Below are 18,767 nucleotides of genomic sequence, written 5' to 3' on the forward strand. Positions count from 1 at the left end.
ATAGAACCGGAGGAACGGACATGTCCCCCGCGGCGCCGGCTCCAGGAGTGGACATGCCCTCCGGGCGCGCGGGCCAGTGGACGTAACGCCAATATGTCCATCGCTCAGGCGCGGGACTGGGCATGTCCCGCGCCGGGGCGGCGCGAAAGGTGGGCATGTCCCGCGGGCGGCGCCGGGGCGGGCCCGAGGGCCGTGCGTGTGCCGTTAAACCATTTCGACGGTCGGCTCCCCCAAGGAGCCGACCGTCGAATGATGGGTGCCGGTCCGATGTCGGCGGACCAGCTCCTGGAGCGGCCGGGGGGTCGCTCCTGCAGGGAATTTCGCTGTTCATGCATCTTGTCACACACGTGACAACTTTGTCACGTACCTTTTTGAGGTTTCCCGTGGGTACTCTTTTGAGCATGGATGAGACAGCGGCAGCGCAGCACCACACCACTGGTTCCGTTTTTCTGGACAAGGAGCACCCCGCCGCCTGGCGGGCACTCAACGGCCTCGGCCTGAAAGCCAAGGAGGCCGCCGACGAGGCCGGCCTGGACCGGACGCTGATTGAGCTGCTGAATGTCCGCATCTCCCAGATCAACGGGTGCGCGTACTGCCTGGACCTGCACGTGGGCGACGCCGTGAAGAACGGCGAATCGGCCCAGCGACTTGCCGTCCTCCCGGCCTGGCGGGACACGGAGCTCTTCACCGAGAAGGAGCGTGCCGCCCTCACCCTCGCCGAGGCCATCACCAACATCTCGGACGCCCGCGCCCGCGAGCACGAGGGCGCCGCTGCCAGGAGACACCTCACGGATGGGGAATTCTCCGCCATCAGCTGGCTGGTCATCGCCATGAACGCCTTCAACCGGGTGTCGATCGTGAGCCAGCACCCGATCCGGAAGGACCGCGGGGAGCCGGGCACCTCCGGCCGCCGTCAGGCCGGGTAGATCGACACCGCGGCAGCCTTGACCACAAAATAGACCGCGAGGCCCGGAGCAAGCCCGAGGTCCGCGGAGGCAGCAGGGGTCACGTCCGCGGACAGCTCGCCGGCGCGGACCCGGATCTGGTCCCCGTGCGGCTCCAGGTCCGTGACCGTGACGCGGAACGAATTCCGCGGGCTGCCGTGCGCCTCGCTCAGGAACACCGACACGGCCGACGGCGGGAACGCCGCCACGCCTGCCTGCCCGGCGACGAGCGGGGCGTCGTGCTGGCCTGCGAACTCAAGGCCCTCGGCGGACCGGATCCCGGCGGGCGTCACGGTCCCCGGCACCAGGTTCAGTCCGGCCAGTCCGGCGGCGAAACGGCTGCGCGGCCGCCGGAGGACGTCGCGGGTGGGCCCGTCCTCGGTGATCCGGCCGTCCTCCATCACGATCACCCGGTCCGCGAGCATGTAGGCATCCAGGACGTCGTGGGTGACGATGATGGCGCGCCGCCCGGCGAGCACCCGCTTGAGCAGCCGGCGCAGCAGCGGAGCCGCGTGGATGTCCAGCGCGGACAGCGGCTCATCGAGCAGCAGGACCTCCGGGTTGACGGCCAGGGCACGGGCGGCCGCAACGCGCTGCGCCTGACCGCCGGACAGTTCCCCGGGCCGCCGGGCGGCGAGGTCGGCGGCGTCGACCTCGGCCAGCCAGTGCCGGGCGGTCTCGCGGGCCTGCCGTTTGGGCACTCCCCCGCTGCGGGGTCCGAAGGCGACGTTTTCGAGGGCGCTCAGGTGCGGGAAGAGCAGCGGATCCTGGGCCAGCAGGGCGGTCCCGCGGCGGTGCGGCGCGGTCCAGGTGTGCACGCCCGCGCCGAGCTCGAACAGGACCCGGCCGTTCACTTCGGCCCGGCCGGTGTCCGGGCGGAGCAGCCCGGCAATCACGGCGAGTAGCGTGGATTTCCCGGCCCCGTTCGGCCCGAGCACGGCGACTGTCTCACCGGGCGCCAGGCTCAGGGAGACCTCGAAGCGGCGGGCGGCAAGGGCGGCGTCGAATGTAAACGTCATGGCGAAAGCCGCCCGGAACTGCCGGGGCTGCGGGCGCTGCCGGAGCCGGAGCCGGCCGGCGCGGGACCCCGGTAGGAGAGCCCGACGACGATGACCGCCACCACGACCAGCAGCAGGGACAGGGCGACGGCCGCGTCGGCGTCGGTCTCGCGCTGCAGGTAGATTTCCAGCGGCAGCGTGCGGGTGACGCCCGGCAGGCTTCCGGCGAAGGTCAGCGTGGCGCCGAATTCGCCCAGGCTCCTCGCGAAGGAGAGCACGGCCCCGGACGCGAGTCCCGGCAGGACCAGGGGCAGGGTGACGCGGCGCAGCACGGTGGTGGGGCGCGCGCCGAGGGTTGCGGCGACGGCCTCGTACCGGCCTCCGGCCGACCGGAGGGCGCCTTCGAGGCTGACCACGAGGAACGGCAAGGCCACGAAGGTCTGGGCGAGCACCACCGCCGTCGTCGAGAACGCGATCTGGATGCCCGCGACTTCCAGGCCCCGGCCCAGCAGGCCCTGGCGGCCGAAGGCGTAGAGCAGCGCGATGCCGCCCACGACCGGGGGCAGTACGAGCGGCAGCAGGACGAAGGACCGCAGCAGCCGCTGGCCCGGGAAGTCGCCGCGGGCCAGCACCAGCGCCAGCGGCACCCCGAAAAGCACGCACAACACCGTGCTCGCGGCGGCGGTGCGGAGGCTCAGGCTAAGTGCCGTCAGGGACGCTTCGGACGTGACCAGCGGGATGAACTGCGGCCAGTTGACCCTGACAACCATGGCCGCGAGCGGGAGCAGCACAAACAGCGCCCCGACGGCGGCAATGGCCAGCACCCACCGAGGAATCCCGCTGTACGCACTGTCTCTCCGGCGATTCATGCGGTCCTAGGGGGCGCCGAAGCCGGCACCGCGGAGGAGCTGCCGGCCTTCGGGTCCCGTGACCGCCGCGATGAAGGCGGCCGCAAGGTCCTTGTTCCTGCTGCGCCGCAGCGCGGCGATCGGATAGGTGTTGACAGCCTTGGCGGACTCGGCGAAGGGGACTTCCCTCACCTTGGCCCCGGCGGTCTTGACGTCCGTGACATAGACCAGCCCGGCGTCGGCCTCGCCCGAGATCACCTTGCCCAGGACGTCGGTCACGGATGATTCCTCACTGACCGGCGTCAGCGTGGTGCCGGTTTCCGTCTCGACCGTCTTTGCGGCCGCGCCGCACGGAACCTGCGCCGCGCAGACGACGGTCTTGACGCCTGGCCGGGCCAGGTCCGCAAAGGAGGCGATGGCCGCGGGGTTGCCGGGCGGGACGGCGATGGTCAGCACGTTGCTGGCGAAGTCCCGGGGCGAACCCTCCACCAACGCGGCGCCGGAGACCTTGGCCATGTTCTTTATGTCGGCCGAGGCAAACACGTCCGCCGGTGCGCCCTGGGTGATCTGGGTGGCGAGGTCGGAGGAGCCCGCGAAGCTGAGGGTCACGGTGGTTCCCGGGTGCGTGGCCTCGAACTGCTCGGCGAGCGCGGTGAAGGGGGCCTTGAGGGAGGCTGCGGCGAAGACGGTGACGGACTTGGCCCCGGAGTCTCCGGAGGCCGCGCCACCGCCGGAGACCGGGCCGCAGGCGGCGAGCGCCGCGGTCAGCGTTCCGGCAGCCAGCAGTGCACCCGCCCTCAGGACGGCCCTCATATGACGCCCTTGCCTTTGGGGGTTTCGATGATCACCGTGGTGGCTTTGACGACGGCAGTCGCAACCGAACCGAGTTCCAGGCCGAGTTCCCGCACCGCCTCGCTGCTCATCAGCGACACCACCCGGAACGGCCCGCACTGCAGTTCCACCTGCGCCATCACGGTGTCGGCGGTGATGGCGGTGACGAGGCCCACGAAGCGGTTGCGGGCCGAGCTCCCCGCCTTGGCCGGGTCATCCGGGAGCTGGGCCTGCTCCCGGGCGAGCCGCGCGAGTTCCAGCCCGTCCACGGCGAGCCGCCCGGCGTCGTCCCTGAGCGGGGTCAGGCTTCCGTTCTCGGTCCAGCGCCGGATGGTGTCATCGCTGACACCCAGCAGCCGGGCCGCCTCGGAAACGCGAATATTAGGCACAGGGACACTCTAACCCGCATTTGCGGTATTTGGCCTCCGCTGAGTCCGCAGATTCGGAATATGGTGTCCACCCGGGTCGGTCCCTAGCCGGCGGCCGGTCCCGCGGGGCCCGCCCCTCCGGCTGTGAGACGGTTGGTAAGTAACATGACCATCCGACAGCGGGAGACAAAACAGCATGGCCAGTCCGGAAACGACACCCCCCTGGAGCGACAGCCTGGGCCGCGCCAGCATCAGGACCGCGCAGGTCCTTCTGCTGCTGGTCCTCTCAGTGGTGGTGGTCTATGCCCTGATCCAGGTGCGGCTCGTGGTGATTCCCGCGCTGCTGGCCCTGATCCTGGCCGCCGCGATCGCACCTTTCGTGCACTGGCTGCGCCGCCGCGGCTGGCCCGGCACGGCCGCCACGACCTTCTCGTTCCTGGCGCTGCTACTCGCGTTCGGGGCCGTGATCACCGGGATCGTCTTCGCCGTGATGAGCCAGGCCGACGAACTCTCCAGCAAGGCCACGGAGGGCTTCGACCGGGTCTATGACTTCATCCGGACGGGCCCCATCCCGGTTGATGACCAGCAGATCCAGCAGGCGCGCGTCGCCGTCGTCGACTTCGCCACCAGCAGCACCGTCGGTGCGGGCGCCATCTCCGGCCTCAGCGCGGCCGGAAACTTCATCACCGGAGCCCTGCTCATGGCGGTGATCCTGTTCTTCTTCCTCAAGGACGGCGAGAGGATCTGGGCCTTCGCGCTGCGGGCGTTCAAGGGCGCAAAACTCGTGAAGGCACGCCGCGCCGGGGAGCGAAGCCTCAGCGTGCTCGGCGGCTACGTGCGCGGAACCTCCATCGTGGCGCTGGTCGATTCGTTCTTCATCGGCCTCGCGCTGGTGATCATGGGCGTCCCGCTGGCCCTGCCGCTCGCCGCGCTGACCTTCATCGGAGCCTTCATCCCGCTGATCGGCGCCACCCTGGCCGGCATCCTCGCCGCGCTCGTCGCGCTGGTCGCCAACGGACCGCTCGCGGCCCTGATCGTCATCATCGTTGTCATCGTCGTCAACCAGCTGGAGGGCAACTTCCTGCAGCCCGTCGTGATGGGCCAGGCGCTCAACGTGCACGCCCTCGTCATCCTGCTGGCCCTCACCGCCGGCACCATCCTCGCCGGCATCATCGGCGCGATCCTTGCCGTTCCCCTCGTGGCCGTGGCCTGGGCAGCGGTCAAGGCCTGGAACGCCGCGGGCACCATCACTCCGGCGGCCATCGCCGAGGCCGAGCAGGAAACCCGGCTGAACGAGCAGGGACATGGCGTGCGTTCCAAGCCGCACCGCACCCGGACCCGGACCCGGACCCAGGAGGAGGCGCGGACCGAGGATCAGTCCAACACCGTCTCCGGTGATGCCAGCCGGGGCTGATCCCCGGCCGGATTAGACTTCCTCCATGGCCATCTATCTTGATCCTCCGCTCTGGCCGGCGCACGGAACGCACTTCTCGCACCTGATCTCGGACACTTCGCTGGAGGAACTGCACACCTTCGCCGCGGCGGCTGGCATCCCGGAACGGGCGTTCGACGGCGACCATTACGACGTCGCCGAGGCCCGGCACAGCGCCCTCGTGGCGGCCGGGGCCGTCCCGGTGGAGGGGCGGATCCTGGTACGCAAGCTGATCGCCAGCGGCCTGCGGATCCCCGCCCGGCGGCGCAGCGGCTCACTGAAGCTCCCGCTGCTCACACGCTGGAATGACACCCTCCCGGGCCACGACGCACTGTTCCTGGACCTGCTGGACCGCTGGGGCGAGGAGCACCGGAAATACCACGGCCGCACGCACCTGCTGGCGGTCCTGGAGGCGCTGGACCTCCTCACCGGCCCCGCCGAGCCGCCGCGCACCGTGCTGCTCGCCGCCTGGTTCCACGACGCCGTGTACCGCGGCATCGCGGGGCAGGACGAGGAGGAGTCGGCCCGGCTCGCCGAGGACCGGCTGGCGCACGCGGGCCTTCCCGCGTCCGAGGTGGACGAGGTGGCCCGCCTGGTGCGGATGACGGCAGACCACCAGCCGGAGGCGGGGGACGAGGCCGCCGCCCTGCTCAGCGACGCCGACCTCTCCGTTCTGGGCGGGGAACCGGCCGCCTATGCCCGCTACCTGGCCGCCGTCCGGCAAGACTTTGCGCACATCGGCGACGACGACTTCGCCGCCGGACGCGCCGCCGTCGTCCGCCAGCTCCTGCAGTTGGATCCGTTCTTCCACACCCCGCGGGGCCGGGAGCTGTGGCTGGACGCCGCGCGGCGGAACTTGCAGCGCGAGCTCAGGTGAGCGGCGCCCAGCACGGAGGCGGCGTCCGGTCCGTCACTCGAAATCAACGCGGGGTCACGTAGCGCCCATAAATGCCCTCGGGATGGGCGCTACGTGACCCCGCGTTGCTTGGGGATGCTGGTGGCTCAGGGGCTGCGGCGGAGGTGTTCGGCCAGGCGGTCGAAGGACTCGCGCCAGCCGACGCCGTTGCCGTCGCGGTTTTCGATCGTGTCGAAGGGGCCCTGGCTGAACGTCATCCGGGTGCCGCCGTCGACCTCGTCCAGCTGGAAGCTCACCTCGGTCTCGAAGCCCCGGGTGCCGTCGGGCTTGTCCCAGGCATGGGTGAAAACGAAGAGGCTGGGCGGTTCGATGTCCGTGTGGACCCCGCTCCACCAGCGCTCCACCCCGGTGCTGTCCTGGACCATGCAGGCCCGGTAGAGGCCGCCGATCTCCAGGTCCGCGTCGATACTCTCGCGGGGGGTGTGGAAGCCTCGCGGCCCCCACCACTCCACGGCCTGGTCCGGGTCCGTCAGGGCCGACCACACCCGCGCGATGCGGGCCTGGAATTCGCGGGTGATGACCAGCATGAGGTCTTCGGGCGGAGTGGGCGCCCCACCCTGGCCGGACGTTGCCGGAACAACTGTTGCAGGCTCGGACATTGCGGTACTCCTCCTCAAGAACGGGCTAGCGGTAGGCCTTGCTGTAGGTCGCAAACGGCTTGTCACTCGGGACGATCTGTTTGCCCAGCGGCATGAGCGAGACCGGAATGAGCTTGAGGTTGGCAATGGCCAGCGGGATGCCAATGATGGTGATGGCCATGGCGAAAGCGGTGATCACGTGACCAATCGCGATCCAGATGCCGGCGACGAGCAGCCAGATGACGTTGCCCAGCAGGGAGAAAACCCCGGTGCCGCCCGGGCGGTCCACAACGGTGCGCCCGAAGGGCCAGAGCGCATAATTCGCGATCCGGAACGATGCGAGGCCCCACGGGATGGTGACGATCAGCAGACAGCAGATGATCCCGGCCATGAAGTAACCGAGCGCGAGCCAGAGTCCGCCAAAAAGCAGCCAGATGATATTCAGCAATGTCTTCATGGCACCATTCTCCCCCGCCGGACGCCGATGCGGGCTAGGGGTTCACCCTGATCATTTGCTGAAATACCTCCGGTGACGCGGGCGGAGGGCGGGCAGCTTTGCGAACGCACGGAAGGGCATAATACTTGGACCATGCCTGCACTCCTGAAGCTTGCGATGATTCTCGCCCTCGTCCTGCTGGCCGTCGGCGTTGCTGTGAAGGCTGCGCAGCTCCTGCTCTACGTGGGCCTCCTGGCCCTCGCGGGCGCCGGCATCGTCTTCTTCCTGCGCCGCTCACGCGTCACGCGCTAACGCCGCGGCCCGGGACGCACAGATGACAAGCATCGGGGATCTTCTGGGCCCCATTCTCGAAGTCATGACGTGGGTAGGTTTTGTCCTGGGCCTGCCGCTGCTGGGGTGGGGCTGGATTTCGCGGCGGCGCCAATGCCTGTGGGCCGGCACCACCGGCAAAGTGATCAGCGCCGGCGGGTTCACGGGGTACAGCTGGACGGACCACCACGACGCCGACCACCGTTCCCTGCTGCCGGCGGCCGACTCGCAGGGTCTGGTGGTCGGGGCCGACGTTGACCTCTTCTACGACGTGTGCCATCCGTCCCGCTGGGGACTCACGCCGCCAAAGCACGAGAATGCGGCCTGGATACTGGGCTGGATCCTCACCGGGGTGGGGATCCTGTCCACGGTCGGCGGCTTCGTCCTGCTGCTCTTTTAGGCGCCGGTCTTCCAGGCGCCGGTCTTCCAGGCGCCGGTCTTCCAGGCGCCGGGACGTTTAGGCCTGCTTGACCAGGGCTGCCTCGACACTGATCTTGACCTTGTCGCTGACCAGCAGCCCGCCGGCTTCGAGCGCGGCGTTCCAGGTCAGACCGAATTCCTTGCGGCTGATGTCCGTCTCCGCGCTGAACCCGGCGCGGGTGGCACCGAACGGGTCCACCGCGATGCCGGTGAACTCGACTTCCAGATCCACCGGCTTGGTGACGTCGCGGATCGTGAGGTCGCCGGTCAGCACATAGTCCTCGCCATCGCCCTTGATTCCCGTGGCGCGGAAGGTCATCTCCGGGTACTTTTCGACGTCGAAGAAGTCGGCGCCGCGGACGTGGGCGTCGCGGTTGGCATCGCCGGAGTCAAAACTGGCGGTCTTGATGCTGGCATGCAGGCTGGAGTCGGCGAGGGAATCGCCGACACGGGCCTCCGCCGCAGCCTCGTTGAAGCGGCCGCGGACCTTGCTGATGCCGGCGTGGCGGACGCTGAAGCCGACTTCGCTGTGGGACATGTCCAGCGTCCAGACGCCGGGGGTCAAACCTTCGGGCAGTGTCACTACTGTCTCCTTTACGCGGGCGGCGGGCCAGCCCCGCCACGTCATCGGGGTAGTCCCCCAAGGAGCCATGCTAGCCACGGCGCCGCGGCGCGGCTAGGGCTTTGCCGAACCCTGGCCGGCAAGGTTACGGCCGCGGCCTCGGTGTCCAGCCGATCGCCGGCGCGATGTGCCGGACCACGGTGCCGAGCAGTTTGGCGTTGAAATCCACGCCGAGCTGGTTAGGGACGGTGAGCAGCAGGGTGTCGGCAGCCTGCACGGCGGCGTCGGCAGCCAGTTCCCCGGCGATGGCGTCAGGCTCGCCGACGTAGCTCCGGCCGAACCGGGCCACCAGCCCGTCGATCACCCCGACCTGGTCGCGCTTCTCCCGCAGGGCGCTGAGGCCGAAGAACCTCCGGTCCTCATCGTCCACGATCGGCAGGATGCTGCGGCTGACCGAGACACGCGGCTCGTGCTGATGGCCGGCGTCGGCCCAGGCCTGGCGGAACATGCTGATCTGCTCGGCCTGAAGCTGGTCGAAGGGCACACCAGTGTCCTCGGTGAGCAGTGTGGAGCTCATCAGGTTCATGCCTTGTTCCGCGGTCCAGACCGCGGTGGCGCGCGAGCCGGCGCCCCACCAGATCCGCTCGCCGAGACCCGCCGAATGCGGCTGCACAGGCAGCAGCCCTGATCCGCCGCCCGCGTAGCGCGGCTCGGCTTCCGCCATCCCGGCCCCCGAGATGGCCCGGCGGAACACCGCGGTGTGCCGCCGGGCCATGTCCGCGTCGGTCTCCCCGGCGGCCGGCACATGGCCGAAAGCCGCGGCGCCGTCGCGGGCGGGTTCGGGTGAGCCGCGGCTGATCCCCAGCTGTAGCCTCCCGCCGCTGATGAGGTCCGTCGCGGCGGCCTCCTCGGCCATGTACAGCGGGTTCTCATAGCGCATGTCGATCACGCCGGTTCCCATTTCGATCCGGCTGGTCCGGGCGGCGACGGCGGCCAGCAGGGGGAACGGGGAGGCCTGCTGACGGGCGAAGTGGTGCACCCGGAAGTACGCGCCGTCCACGCCCAGCTCCTCGGCGGCGACGGCCAGATCAATGCCCTGCAGCAGGGCATCGCGGGCTGTCCGCGTGCGGGAGCCCTCGCCCGGGCCCCAGTGTCCAAAGGACAAAAATCCGATGCGCTTCATGTCAGGGGCAACACGGTGCGGTCCGGCGGCATTCCGGCAGCCGTGGTCAGGGCTTCGCGGCCGGGGATTTGGCCGCCGTCACGAAATTCCGGATTTTAGCCAGGTCCTTCACTCCGCGGGAGGATTCGACGCCGGAGGAGACGTCCACACCCCAGGCGCCCGCCTGCGAAGCGGCGGCGGCGACGTTGCCGGGATCGAGCCCGCCGGCGAGCAGCCAGTGGCGCCCGGCCAGCCCCCGGGCACGGACCGAGGCGTAGTCCCAGGCCTCGCCCGAGCCGGGCACGGCGGCGTCGATCAGGAGCAGTTCCTCGCCCCAGTCCGCGAACGCCTCGGGCGCGGCGGACATGGTGACGGCCCGGATGAGCTTGAGTCCGGCGTCGTGCACGGTGCGCACATCTACCGGGCCCCGGTCACCGTGGAGCTGGACCCAGCCCAGTCCGGCCTCGCGGGCCAGCGCGACGGCGGCTGCCGCGGCCTCGTGCCGGAAGACGCCGACGGCGGGGAGCCCCGCCGGAACGTGGGCCAGGAGGTCCCGGGCCTGCCCGGGGGTCACTTCGCGGGGGCTGCGGGTAAGGACGAAGCCGACGGCGTCCGCCCCCGACTCTGCCGCGGTCCGGACTGACTCCGGGGTGCTCAGGCCGCATACCTTGACGAACATTCGGCTCCTTCTGCAGTGTTTCCTGGCTCTGACGTTAGCAAGGTCCGTGCCAAGCCGGCGCCGCACCCGCCCCCGAGGTGAGATTCGGCGCCCATGTTCGTCCGGAACATGGGCGCGAAGTCGGACCTCGGCGCCATTGGCGGCGGCACGGCCCCGCGGCTACGGTCCCGGCCGGCGGATAGGGTGGAGGGATGGAGATCATCCGCTATGCCGAGCTCAAAGCCCAACCCTGGCGCAACGGCGGCGGGGTGACCCGCGAACTGGCCAGCCAGCCGGCGGCCACCGCCCCGCAGGGCAGAACCGGTCAGGGCAACACCGGTTCGGCGGGCGGCTGGGACTGGCGGGTGAGTATCGCCGAGTTATCCAAGGCGGGCGACTTCTCGGCATTCCCCGGTATGGACCGGGTGCTCACCGTGGTCGAGGGCGAACTGCTGCTGCTGAGCGTCGACGGAGCCGAGCACCCGCTCGAAAAGTACCGCCCGTTCCGGTTCTCCGGCGACGCCGCTGCGGCCGGGGCATTGCCCACGGGAGACATCCGCGACCTGAACGTCATCACCCGCAACGGCGCCTTCAAGGGCTACACCTCCATCATTGAACTCTCGAAGAAGCGGGCGCACCCGCTGTTCGAGGGCCAGTTGGGGATCCTGCTTCAGGGCCAGGCCACCGTCAGCCCCGGCACCGCCGGCGACGAGCCGGGCACGCCGGCCGGTCCAGCAGCCGAAAACACGCCGGCCAACGCGGCCGGCGCGGTCGCCGCCGGGCCAAGGACGCTGGACCGCTATGACGCCGTCGTCGGTTCCGACAGTGCCACGCCGGAAATCCTGGGCCGCGGCTTCCTGGCGGTCGTATCGATCGACCGCGTCGCGGACTAGCCTTCCTTCGCCTTCACACGCGCAGCACCGATCCCCACCGAGTCCTCCGAGAGCCGCTGCGCGAGCCAGATCGGCACAATCGAGACCACAATCAGGACAACAGCCACCACATTAACCACGGGCGCCTGATTGGGCCGGAAGAGGTTCTGCAGGATCCAGATCGGCAGGGTGGTGTCACCGGCGCCGATGGTGAACGTGGTCACGATGATCTCATCGAAGCTCAGGGCGAACGCCAGCAGCCCGCCGGCCAGCAGGGCGGAGCGGAGCTGCGGGAAAGTGACCAGTCGGAACGTGGTGAACACGCCGGCGCCCAGATCGGCGGACGCCTCCTCCAGCCCGCCGCTCATCCGGCGCAGCCGCGCAATGACGTTGTTGAACACCGTCACCATGCAGAAGGTGGCGTGCGCGATGACGACGGTCCACAGGCTCAGCGAGACGCCGAGGATGGTGGTGAACATGTTGTTCAAGGCGATGCCGGTCACGATTCCTGGCAGCGCGATCGGCAGGATCACGAGCAGGCTGATGACGTCCCGGCCGAAGAATTTGTAGCGCAACAGGGCCAGCGCCAGCAGCGTCCCCAGCACCAGCGAAATGATGGTCGAGACCGCCGCCACCCAGAGCGAGGACACCAGGGCCCCGCGGACGCCGGCGGAATCGAAGGCCCGCACCCACCATTCCAGGGTCAGCCCCCGCGGCGGCCAGCCAAAGGTCCGGTCCGCGTTGAAGGAGTTCACCACCACCAGCAGCAGCGGCACGTAGATAAAGAGGAACACCAGCACGGTGACGACGCCGAGGATGACTTTGGCGCTTCGGGAAAGTCTCATGGTGCTCCTGCCGGCCGCACGGACGGGCCGGTGTCCACTGGCAGTCCGGCGTCCCCGGACTGGGCGGCGTTCACAGGCTGTCCAGTGCGCCGGTGCGCCGGACGATGAAGAGATAGAGCGTGATGATCGCGATCGGCACCAGCGAGACCGCTGCGGCGAACGGCAGGTTGTTCGCGGCTCCAACGTTTGCGTAGACCACGGTGCCGAGCATCTGGGTGGTGCCACCCACGATCTGGGCCGTGATGTAGTCCCCCAGCGAGAGCGAAAACGTGAAGATGGTCCCGGCGATGATGGAAGGGACCAGCAACGGGAGCATCACCAGCCGAACGGTGGTCAGCGGTTTCGCGCCCAGGTCCCCGGAGGCCTCCAGCAGTGAATCGGGTACCCGGTCGAACCCGGCGTAGATCGGCAGGATCATGAACGGCAGCCAGATGTAGGACAGCGTCAGGATCACTGCCGTTTCGCCGTAGCCCGGGGACTGCAGCCCGATCGGCGCCCCCAGCCACTCCAGCAGCCCGCCGTCGGCGAGCACGTTCCGCCATGCGTAGGCCTTGACCAGGTAGCTCGCCCACAGCGGCATCAGCACCGCCACCACCAGCAGCTTCTGCCAGCGGGCGCTGGCGACCTTGGCGATGAAGAACGCCATTGGCAGCGCAAGGATCAGGTCGATCACGGTCACCGCTACCGCGATCCACAGCGTCCGCAGGGTGATCCGCTGGTAGACCGGATCGGTCAGGACCGTCACCAGGTTGTCGGCCGTCCAGACAGTGGACACCTTGCCGGTGAAGGTGTCCACCGTCCAGAACGCGGTAATCAGCAGCGCCGCCAGGGCGGCGATGTAGACGAGCACCAGCCAGCCGGCGGGGGCGGTGATCAGCCCCGCCAGCCGTAGCCGCGGCGAGCGGTGGAGCAGCGCCGAAAACGTGTTGGCTTTGGGCCGGGGCACCGCGGAAGCGGCCCGGGGTGCCCCGGGCGCCGGGTGCTGCGTCGGGATCGCCATCTCAGCCCTTGATTTCGGTCCAGGCCTTCGTCCACTCCGAGTAATCCGTGCACTTGACGTCCTTGCGGCCGTCCAGGCATTCGGCCACTGGAGTTGTCCAGTACCAGATCTTTTCGGCGTAGGCGGCATCACCGGAGTGGTACGTCTCGCAGTGCGACTTGTCTTTGGTCAGCTCGCAGGCCTTGGCGTTGGCCGGGGATTCGCCAAAGTACTCCGCCACCTGGGCATTCACCGTGGGACTGGCGATGTAGTCGAGCCACTTGTAGGCGCAGTTTTGGTTCTTGGTCTTGGACCCGATCATCCAGGTGTCCGACCAGCCGGTGGCACCCTCCTGCGGAATGAGGGTCGCGACCTTGGCGCCGTCGGCCACCGCGATGTTCGCCCCCACCTGCCAGGTGGTGCCGACCACGGTGCTCCCGGAAGTGAAGGCCTGGACCTCCTTCACGACATCGCTCCAGTACTCGCCGATGTGCGTGCGCTGCTGCTTGAGCAGATCGACGGCGGCCGCGAGCTGGTCCTTGTCCAGCGCGTAGGGGTTCTTGATCCCGAGTTCCGGCTTGTGCGCCATCAGGTAGACGGCGGCATCGGCGATGTAGATGGGCGAATCGTAGGCCGTGACTTTGCCGGTGTTCTTGGCGGCGTCGTCAAACACCGCGCTCCAGGAGGTGGGCGCCGGGGTGACCTTGTCCGTGCTGTACATCAGCAGGTTGGCGCCCCAGCCGTGGGGCATCCCGTAGTTCGTGCCGTTGACGGTGTTCCAGGCTTTGTCCTTCAGGAACGGGTAGATATCGGGGTAGTTCTTCAGCAGGCTCATGTTGACCGGCTGGACGTCCTGGCCGGCGATCAGCCGCAGCGAGGCATCCCCCGACGCCGAGATGACGTCGTACTGTCCGGTGCGCATGAGCGTCACGGCCTCGTCGGAGGTGCCGAACGGCTTGAAGCTGACTTTGCACTGGGTCGCTTGTTCGAACGGATGCACCCAGTCGACCGCGGGGTCGTTGCTGCCGTCCTCGACATACCCGGGCCACCCGAGGATGGACAGCTGGCCTTCACCGGCGCCGATCTCGGTCTTGACCGGTTGTGCCGACGGGGTGGCAGATCCCCCGCCGGTGGTGCCGCAGCCCGCCAATGCGAGCGCTGCCGCCGCAGCCACCCCGACCACGAGGGAGGCCCTGTTCCTTGATGCCATGATCCTTACCTTTCGTTGGGTGGACGAACCGGACTTTGCGCGCTTGAACGCAGGACCGAGGTTTCAGGAGCCGTGGGACGGCAGCCAGACGGCGGCGGCGTCGTCCCAGCTGACGGTGACGCGCCGTTCCAGCAGTTCCGCGTCGCCGCCGGGCAGCGTCTCCGGGACGAGCGCGACGACGGCGGGACCGTCGTCGAGCTGCACCCGCACCTGGGTGGCATGCCCCACGTAGACCAGGGCAGTGACGGTTCCAGGGCAGGAGGAGACACCGGGGCGCGGGTCCGGGGCCCCGGCCCAGGACAGGCGCAGCCGCTCCGGCCGGATGCAGACCTGCTCCGCGCGGCCGTAGAGTTTCCTGGCGTGGGCGGCGTCGAAGATATTGGAGGTGCCGACAAAGTTGGCCACGAACGCGCCGCCGGGGCGCTCGTAGATCTCGTGCGCCGTGCCGATCTGTTCCAGGCTCCCGTTGTTGAAGACGCCGATCCGGTCGCTCATGGTCAGTGCCTCCTCCTGGTCATGGGTGACGAAGATGAAGGTGATGCCGAGCGAGCGCTGCAGTTCCTTCAGTTCCACCTGCATCTGCTGCCGGAGCTTCAGGTCCAGGGCGCCGAGTGGCTCATCCAGCAGCAGCACCTTGGGCTGGACCACCAGGGCCCGGGCCAGGGCCACGCGCTGGCGCTGGCCGCCGGAGAGCTGGGCGGGTTTGCGGCCGACGAACTTCCCCAGTTGCACGCGATCGAGTGCCTCGCGGGCCAGCTCGTGGCGTTCCTTCCTGGGCATCCCCCGCACGCGCAGGCCGTAGGCGACGTTGTCCACGAGGGACATGTGCGGGAACAGGGCATAGTCCTGGAAGACGGTGTTGAGGTCCCGTTCGAAGGGTGCCAGTCCGGTGACGTCCCTGCCCTCGAGCTCGACGCTTCCGGAGGTGGGCAATTCGAAGCCCGCGATCAGGCGCAGGACCGTGGTTTTGCCGGAGCCTGACGGACCGAGCATGGAGAAGAACTCGCCCTGGCGGATGTCCAGGTCCACGGCGTTGACGGCGACGGTGTCGCCGAAGACCTTGGTGAGTTTCCGCAGCCGGATCGCCGGAACCGCGTCCGTTCCCGTCGGTCGGCCGGCGGCGAGCGTTTCGGTCATCGGGTGCGCCTAACTCCGTTGCCGGATCGTCTTAGATGCGACACAGTGGGGTGTGACCCAGGACACAACCGGCTGCTGGGCCAAATACTATTACTCCATAGGTTTTGTGTATAGACCCCCTCGAAAGCCCGGATTAGGATGGCAGCTACCGGGCACAGGCAGCCCCCAGCGCCCGCTCCTTGATGCCAGGGAACGAGGCAGGAAACTGACAGGGAGGCCCGGATGTTGCCGACCCCACAGGGCGCCTCCCGGAGCCTGGCGGCCGTGTTCACGCCGATCAAATCCCGGGGCCTGGTGGACGAGGTGTGCGGCAGGATCGAACAGGCCGTGGAAACCGGGCTGCTCACCGGCGGCCAGCGGCTGCCCAATGAAACGGAACTCGCCGCAGCGCTGGGCGTCTCTGCGGTGACGGCCCGGGAGGCGCTGTCGCAGCTGCGGACTTCCGGGATCATCCGCACGGTGCGGGGCCGCAGCGGCGGAAGCTTCATCGCTGACGATGTCTTTCCCTCCCCGGAACGCGCGCTGGAGCAGTTGCGGGAGCTGACCCGGCTCCAGATCAGCGATCTGGGGCTGCACTACCAGGCCATTGCCGCCGCGTGCGCCGGCGTCGCGGCCCGGCGCTCCGACGCCGCGGACATGGCCACCCTGCGTTCGCTCATCCCTCCGGAGGAGGCGAATCCGCTGCACTGGAGGCTGGCCCTCTCCGAGTTCCTGCTCGAGGTGGCCGCGATTGCCCGTTCGGCCCGGCTGGCCCGGGAACTGATCCGCCTGCAGACAGAGCTGGGCGCGCTCACGCTGCTGCCGTGCGCCGACTCCGGCTACCGCGCGGGGGCCGCCGGGCTCCTTGCGGAGGTCGCGGGCGCCGTCGAGTCCCACCAGCCGGCAGCGGCCGAAGCGTCGGTGAAGGCCCTGATCGCGGCGACCACGGACTGGCTGCTGAACGAGCAGTCCACACGCTCCATTCCACCCGTTCCTTCGAGCTAAGGCGGAGACCCTTTGTCTGGAACCACCACCGCCGCGGACGCCACCGCCCTGGCTGCCGTCACGGAAATCGACGCTTCCATCACTGGCATCGAGGACAGGCTCGCGGCGTGGGCGGCAGAGACGGGAACCGCTTTGGCGGCCCTCTCCGGGAGGGTCACGGGCGGCCCCGTGGACAAGCTCATCCGGCCGGTGGTCGAAGAACTGGTCCGGGCGCCTGGGGGATACGCCGCCGGCGCGGGCTTCCTGGCCAACGCCGGGCTGCTGGGCCCGGAACGCAGCTACATCGCCTGGTGGCATGGTGAGGAGCTGGAGCATGTGGACGCCCTCGCCAACTTCAGCCCCACCTCCATCAGCCGCTACGTGAAATCCGAGTGGTTCCGGATCCCGGTGGAAACCGGGCAGGCCCACGTGACCGGGCCGTACGTGGATTTCCTGTGCACCGACGAATACGTCCTGACCTTCACGCACCCGGTCTTCCGCTGTTCGGAGGGCCCGGTCGCCGGCATTGTCGGGATGGACGTCACCGTGCAGCGGCTGGAACGCGGCGCCTTGCCCGCCCTGCGCCGGATCGGGGAACGGGCCACGCTGGTGTACGACGACGGCCGAGCCATCGCCTCGGCGGCCCCGGACATCGCCGCCGGGGATCTCGCGGCCGCCGGGGAGGGCTGCCGCGTTTATTCCGTGGGACGGAAGTTCCGGATCTGGAGCGGGGGCACGGCAATCTGACCCGCCCCGTCCCAACGAGTGCTCCACAACTGCCCTTATGAACCCTCAAGACGGCAGTTATGGAGCACTCGATAATGGGTTTTGCGCCGGTCGCACCGCGGGCCCGGCGGCCGGGGTTCGCCTCCCCGAAGGAGCGTTGCTAGGCTGGAATCAAGGCCCCCTTCCCTAGGAGCCTCCGGACGACGGATCAGTACCCGGCACGCGACAAGACTGGCCACAGGAGCAGTTATGTCGTGGTTGATTCTGATACTTTCCGGGTCGCTGGAGGCCGTCTGGGCCGCGGCCCTGCACCGGACCTCGCAGGCCACTGGCCGCCGCCGGATTGCACCGGCCGCCCTCTTCCTCGTCTCCGTGCTGGCCAGCACCGGCGGCCTCGCGGTCGCCATGCAGTCCATCCCGACCGGCACCGCCTACGCGGTCTGGGTGGGCGTGGGCGTGGTGCTGACGTCCGCCTACGCCATGATCAGCAAAGTTGAACCCGCCAGCGCAGCGCGGATCCTGCTGCTCGGCGGGATCGTCGCCTGCGTGGCCGGCCTGAAGCTGGTGGCGTGACCATGGCCGCGAACCGCATCCCGAAATCGGCCAGCCAGGCGACGGCACCGGCACTGGCTTGGCTCATCCTGCTCGCCTCCGCTGTGCTGGAGGCGGTCTGGGCCACCGCCCTGGGGCTCTCCGACGGCTTCACCCGGCCGCTGCCCACCCTCGTGTTCGCGCTGACCGCGACCCTGAGCATGGTAGGGCTGGGTCTGGCCGTCAAGAGCATCCCGCTCGGCACGGCCTACGCGGTCTGGGTGGGAATCGGCGCAGCCCTGACGGTCGGCTGGGCAATGGCGACCGGCGTGGAGCCAGCCAGTCCGCTGAAACTGCTGTTCATCGCGGGGATTGTGGGCTGCGCGGCCGGCCTGAAGCTGCTGCCCGCCCGGGAACCCGCGGAATCTCACCACGTTTGAGTCAGTACGACGGCGTGTCCCCGCGGCGCGCCGTCGTACCGGCCGCGCAGCTGGCAAAGGCGGGGAGAATCCAGCGCCGACGCCGGAATAGCCGCGCGCCACCCGGAGTTCTTGGCTGGGACGGCAATTCCGGCAACGAATGGAGACCCCAATGAACACTGCGAAAGTCCGGCTCGGCGAGGGCCTCATGGTCAGCCCCCTGGGGTTCGGCGGCATGGCCCTGACCCCGGTGTACGGGGAAGTGGATCCGGCCGAGGCGCTGCGGACCCTGCACCACGCAGTGGATGCCGGAGTCAGCTTCATCGACACGGCGGATATCTACGGCGGAGGCAGCAATGAGGAGCTGATCGCCCAGCTCCTCAAGGACCGCCGCGGCGAAGTGCAGCTGGCCACCAAGTTCGGCCTGGTGGGCACACCTTCCACCGGCTACTCGGACATCCGGGGCGACGCCGCGTATGTGCGCGAGGCCGTCGACCGCAGCCTGCAACGCCTCGGCACCGACACCATCGACCTGTACTACATGCACCGCCGTGACCTCCGCGTTCCGATAGTGGAAACCGTGGAGGCCATGGCGGGGCTGG

Annotated in this window: 24 protein-coding genes and 1 riboswitch; of the genes, 11 read left to right on the forward strand and 13 right to left on the reverse strand. The window is 69.0% G+C overall.

Annotated elements, in window-relative coordinates:
• Positions 1-401 precede the first annotated feature (401 nt).
• The gene (locus BJQ90_RS16615; protein WP_226761323.1) at positions 402-926 is read left to right on the forward strand and encodes a carboxymuconolactone decarboxylase family protein; all 525 of its coding nucleotides are present in this window, start codon (positions 402-404) and stop codon (positions 924-926) included.
• On the opposite strand, the gene BJQ90_RS16620 is transcribed toward BJQ90_RS16615, so the two are convergent.
• From BJQ90_RS16620 to BJQ90_RS16635, 4 genes are read right to left on the reverse strand one after another with little or no spacing between them, the layout of a single operon-like run.
• Positions 914-1,963, reverse strand: a complete 1,050-nt coding sequence (locus BJQ90_RS16620) for a sulfate/molybdate ABC transporter ATP-binding protein (RefSeq protein WP_226761324.1) — start codon at positions 1,961-1,963, stop codon at positions 914-916. The two genes, BJQ90_RS16615 and BJQ90_RS16620, sit on opposite strands and share 13 nt — an antisense overlap.
• Positions 1,960-2,811 (reverse strand): ABC transporter permease, encoded by an 852-nt coding sequence (locus BJQ90_RS16625; protein WP_226761325.1) that lies wholly within the window; start codon positions 2,809-2,811, stop codon positions 1,960-1,962. The genes BJQ90_RS16620 and BJQ90_RS16625 overlap by 4 nt, the downstream gene beginning before the upstream one ends.
• 6 nt (positions 2,812-2,817) lie before the next feature.
• A complete protein-coding gene (gene modA, locus BJQ90_RS16630) occupies positions 2,818-3,603 on the reverse strand; it encodes a molybdate ABC transporter substrate-binding protein (RefSeq protein WP_226761326.1) in 786 nt (261 codons plus the stop codon).
• Entirely contained in the window at positions 3,600-4,010 is a 411-nt protein-coding gene (locus BJQ90_RS16635) for a TOBE domain-containing protein (RefSeq protein ID WP_226761327.1), read from the reverse strand. Before BJQ90_RS16635 ends, modA begins: the two co-directional genes overlap by 4 nt.
• 175 nt (positions 4,011-4,185) lie before the next feature.
• Here BJQ90_RS16635 and BJQ90_RS16640 point away from each other — a divergent pair, with 175 nt between their 5' ends.
• Positions 4,186-5,403, forward strand: a complete 1,218-nt coding sequence (locus BJQ90_RS16640; RefSeq protein WP_226761328.1) for an AI-2E family transporter — start codon at positions 4,186-4,188, stop codon at positions 5,401-5,403.
• Between the two features lie 25 nt (positions 5,404-5,428).
• A complete protein-coding gene (locus BJQ90_RS16645; protein ID WP_226761329.1) occupies positions 5,429-6,298 on the forward strand; it encodes a DUF4031 domain-containing protein in 870 nt (289 codons plus the stop codon).
• A gap of 125 nt (positions 6,299-6,423) precedes the next feature.
• Here BJQ90_RS16645 and BJQ90_RS16650 read toward each other — a convergent pair whose 3' ends face one another.
• Entirely contained in the window at positions 6,424-6,936 is a 513-nt protein-coding gene (locus tag BJQ90_RS16650) for an SRPBCC family protein (RefSeq protein WP_226761330.1), read from the reverse strand.
• A 25-nt stretch (positions 6,937-6,961) separates the two neighbouring features.
• Positions 6,962-7,372 carry a YccF domain-containing protein gene (locus tag BJQ90_RS16655; protein WP_226761331.1) on the reverse strand — a complete coding sequence of 137 codons (411 nt, stop codon included), beginning with the start codon at positions 7,370-7,372 and terminating at the stop codon, positions 6,962-6,964.
• A gap of 132 nt (positions 7,373-7,504) precedes the next feature.
• On the opposite strand from BJQ90_RS16655, the gene BJQ90_RS16660 reads away from it, so the two are divergent.
• Complete coding sequence (locus tag BJQ90_RS16660) at positions 7,505-7,663, forward strand: hypothetical protein (protein WP_226761332.1); 159 nt, start codon at positions 7,505-7,507, stop codon at positions 7,661-7,663.
• Between the two features lie 22 nt (positions 7,664-7,685).
• The gene (locus BJQ90_RS16665; protein ID WP_226761333.1) at positions 7,686-8,081 is read left to right on the forward strand and encodes a hypothetical protein; all 396 of its coding nucleotides are present in this window, start codon (positions 7,686-7,688) and stop codon (positions 8,079-8,081) included.
• Between the two features lie 57 nt (positions 8,082-8,138).
• Here the strand turns inward: BJQ90_RS16665 and BJQ90_RS16670 are convergent, their stop codons facing one another.
• From BJQ90_RS16670 to BJQ90_RS16680, 3 genes are all read right to left on the reverse strand, one after another.
• Positions 8,139-8,684, reverse strand: coding sequence for a YceI family protein (locus BJQ90_RS16670; protein ID WP_226761334.1), 546 nt, complete (start codon positions 8,682-8,684; stop codon positions 8,139-8,141).
• 124 nt (positions 8,685-8,808) lie between these two features.
• Complete coding sequence (locus BJQ90_RS16675) at positions 8,809-9,846, reverse strand: LLM class flavin-dependent oxidoreductase (protein WP_226761335.1); 1,038 nt, start codon at positions 9,844-9,846, stop codon at positions 8,809-8,811.
• Positions 9,847-9,892: 46 nt separating this feature from the next.
• The gene (locus BJQ90_RS16680) at positions 9,893-10,504 is read right to left on the reverse strand and encodes a phosphoribosylanthranilate isomerase (RefSeq protein WP_226761336.1); all 612 of its coding nucleotides are present in this window, start codon (positions 10,502-10,504) and stop codon (positions 9,893-9,895) included.
• Positions 10,505-10,695: 191 nt separating this feature from the next.
• On the opposite strand from BJQ90_RS16680, the gene BJQ90_RS16685 reads away from it, so the two are divergent.
• Positions 10,696-11,376, forward strand: coding sequence for a HutD family protein (locus BJQ90_RS16685; protein ID WP_226761337.1), 681 nt, complete (start codon positions 10,696-10,698; stop codon positions 11,374-11,376).
• Here BJQ90_RS16685 and BJQ90_RS16690 read toward each other — a convergent pair.
• The 4 genes from BJQ90_RS16690 to BJQ90_RS16705 form a co-directional block, all read right to left on the reverse strand.
• Positions 11,373-12,200, reverse strand: coding sequence for an ABC transporter permease (locus BJQ90_RS16690; RefSeq protein ID WP_226761338.1), 828 nt, complete (start codon positions 12,198-12,200; stop codon positions 11,373-11,375). The genes BJQ90_RS16685 and BJQ90_RS16690 overlap by 4 nt on opposite strands.
• 70 nt (positions 12,201-12,270) lie before the next feature.
• Positions 12,271-13,200 carry an ABC transporter permease gene (locus BJQ90_RS16695; RefSeq protein ID WP_226761339.1) on the reverse strand — a complete coding sequence of 310 codons (930 nt, stop codon included), beginning with the start codon at positions 13,198-13,200 and terminating at the stop codon, positions 12,271-12,273.
• Position 13,201: 1 nt separating this feature from the next.
• Positions 13,202-14,389 carry an ABC transporter substrate-binding protein gene (locus tag BJQ90_RS16700; protein WP_226761340.1) on the reverse strand — a complete coding sequence of 396 codons (1,188 nt, stop codon included), beginning with the start codon at positions 14,387-14,389 and terminating at the stop codon, positions 13,202-13,204.
• Positions 14,390-14,452: 63 nt separating this feature from the next.
• Complete coding sequence (locus BJQ90_RS16705) at positions 14,453-15,526, reverse strand: ABC transporter ATP-binding protein (protein WP_226761341.1); 1,074 nt, start codon at positions 15,524-15,526, stop codon at positions 14,453-14,455.
• 222 nt (positions 15,527-15,748) lie between these two features.
• On the opposite strand from BJQ90_RS16705, the gene BJQ90_RS16710 reads away from it, so the two are divergent.
• From BJQ90_RS16710 to BJQ90_RS16730, 5 genes are all read left to right on the forward strand, one after another.
• Positions 15,749-16,510, forward strand: a complete 762-nt coding sequence (locus tag BJQ90_RS16710) for a FadR/GntR family transcriptional regulator (RefSeq protein ID WP_226761342.1) — start codon at positions 15,749-15,751, stop codon at positions 16,508-16,510.
• A gap of 12 nt (positions 16,511-16,522) precedes the next feature.
• The gene (locus BJQ90_RS16715) at positions 16,523-17,236 is read left to right on the forward strand and encodes a cache domain-containing protein (RefSeq protein WP_226761343.1); all 714 of its coding nucleotides are present in this window, start codon (positions 16,523-16,525) and stop codon (positions 17,234-17,236) included.
• A gap of 152 nt (positions 17,237-17,388) precedes the next feature.
• Positions 17,389-17,455: riboswitch (guanidine-III (ykkC-III) riboswitch) on the forward strand.
• A gap of 9 nt (positions 17,456-17,464) precedes the next feature.
• Positions 17,465-17,788 carry a DMT family transporter gene (locus tag BJQ90_RS16720; RefSeq protein ID WP_226761344.1) on the forward strand — a complete coding sequence of 108 codons (324 nt, stop codon included), beginning with the start codon at positions 17,465-17,467 and terminating at the stop codon, positions 17,786-17,788.
• Between the two features lie 2 nt (positions 17,789-17,790).
• On the forward strand, positions 17,791-18,186 hold the full coding sequence (locus BJQ90_RS16725; RefSeq protein WP_226761357.1) for a DMT family transporter: 396 nt from the start codon (positions 17,791-17,793) through the stop codon (positions 18,184-18,186).
• A gap of 151 nt (positions 18,187-18,337) precedes the next feature.
• Positions 18,338-18,767, forward strand: a 430-nt coding sequence (locus tag BJQ90_RS16730; RefSeq protein WP_413463706.1) for an aldo/keto reductase, incomplete at its 3' end; no start/stop codon positions are given.

The organism is Arthrobacter sp. SO3 (genome assembly GCF_020532825.1).
GTDB lineage: Bacteria > Actinomycetota > Actinomycetes > Actinomycetales > Micrococcaceae > Arthrobacter.

Bases quoted from the DNA above. Each gene is read 5' to 3' on its own strand.
- BJQ90_RS16625 (WP_226761325.1), bottom strand. From the start codon at position 2,811: ATGAATCGCCGGAGAGACAGTGCGTACAGCGGGATTCCTCGGTGGGTG.
- BJQ90_RS16690 (WP_226761338.1), bottom strand. From the start codon at position 12,200: ATGAGACTTTCCCGAAGCGCCAAAGTCATCCTCGGCGTCGTCACCGTG.
- BJQ90_RS16650 (WP_226761330.1), bottom strand. From the start codon at position 6,936: ATGTCCGAGCCTGCAACAGTTGTTCCGGCAACGTCCGGCCAGGGTGGG.
- BJQ90_RS16655 (WP_226761331.1), bottom strand. From the start codon at position 7,372: ATGAAGACATTGCTGAATATCATCTGGCTGCTTTTTGGCGGACTCTGG.
- BJQ90_RS16675 (WP_226761335.1), bottom strand. From the start codon at position 9,846: ATGAAGCGCATCGGATTTTTGTCCTTTGGACACTGGGGCCCGGGCGAG.
- BJQ90_RS16640 (WP_226761328.1), top strand. From the start codon at position 4,186: ATGGCCAGTCCGGAAACGACACCCCCCTGGAGCGACAGCCTGGGCCGC.
- BJQ90_RS16695 (WP_226761339.1), bottom strand. From the start codon at position 13,200: ATGGCGATCCCGACGCAGCACCCGGCGCCCGGGGCACCCCGGGCCGCT.
- BJQ90_RS16620 (WP_226761324.1), bottom strand. From the start codon at position 1,963: ATGACGTTTACATTCGACGCCGCCCTTGCCGCCCGCCGCTTCGAGGTC.
- BJQ90_RS16615 (WP_226761323.1), top strand. From the start codon at position 402: ATGGATGAGACAGCGGCAGCGCAGCACCACACCACTGGTTCCGTTTTT.
- BJQ90_RS16665 (WP_226761333.1), top strand. From the start codon at position 7,686: ATGACAAGCATCGGGGATCTTCTGGGCCCCATTCTCGAAGTCATGACG.
- BJQ90_RS16685 (WP_226761337.1), top strand. From the start codon at position 10,696: ATGGAGATCATCCGCTATGCCGAGCTCAAAGCCCAACCCTGGCGCAAC.
- BJQ90_RS16700 (WP_226761340.1), bottom strand. From the start codon at position 14,389: ATGGCATCAAGGAACAGGGCCTCCCTCGTGGTCGGGGTGGCTGCGGCG.
- BJQ90_RS16725 (WP_226761357.1), top strand. From the start codon at position 17,791: ATGGCCGCGAACCGCATCCCGAAATCGGCCAGCCAGGCGACGGCACCG.
- modA (WP_226761326.1), bottom strand. From the start codon at position 3,603: ATGAGGGCCGTCCTGAGGGCGGGTGCACTGCTGGCTGCCGGAACGCTG.
- BJQ90_RS16705 (WP_226761341.1), bottom strand. From the start codon at position 15,526: ATGACCGAAACGCTCGCCGCCGGCCGACCGACGGGAACGGACGCGGTT.
- BJQ90_RS16645 (WP_226761329.1), top strand. From the start codon at position 5,429: ATGGCCATCTATCTTGATCCTCCGCTCTGGCCGGCGCACGGAACGCAC.
- BJQ90_RS16680 (WP_226761336.1), bottom strand. From the start codon at position 10,504: ATGTTCGTCAAGGTATGCGGCCTGAGCACCCCGGAGTCAGTCCGGACC.
- BJQ90_RS16660 (WP_226761332.1), top strand. From the start codon at position 7,505: ATGCCTGCACTCCTGAAGCTTGCGATGATTCTCGCCCTCGTCCTGCTG.
- BJQ90_RS16720 (WP_226761344.1), top strand. From the start codon at position 17,465: ATGTCGTGGTTGATTCTGATACTTTCCGGGTCGCTGGAGGCCGTCTGG.
- BJQ90_RS16710 (WP_226761342.1), top strand. From the start codon at position 15,749: ATGTTGCCGACCCCACAGGGCGCCTCCCGGAGCCTGGCGGCCGTGTTC.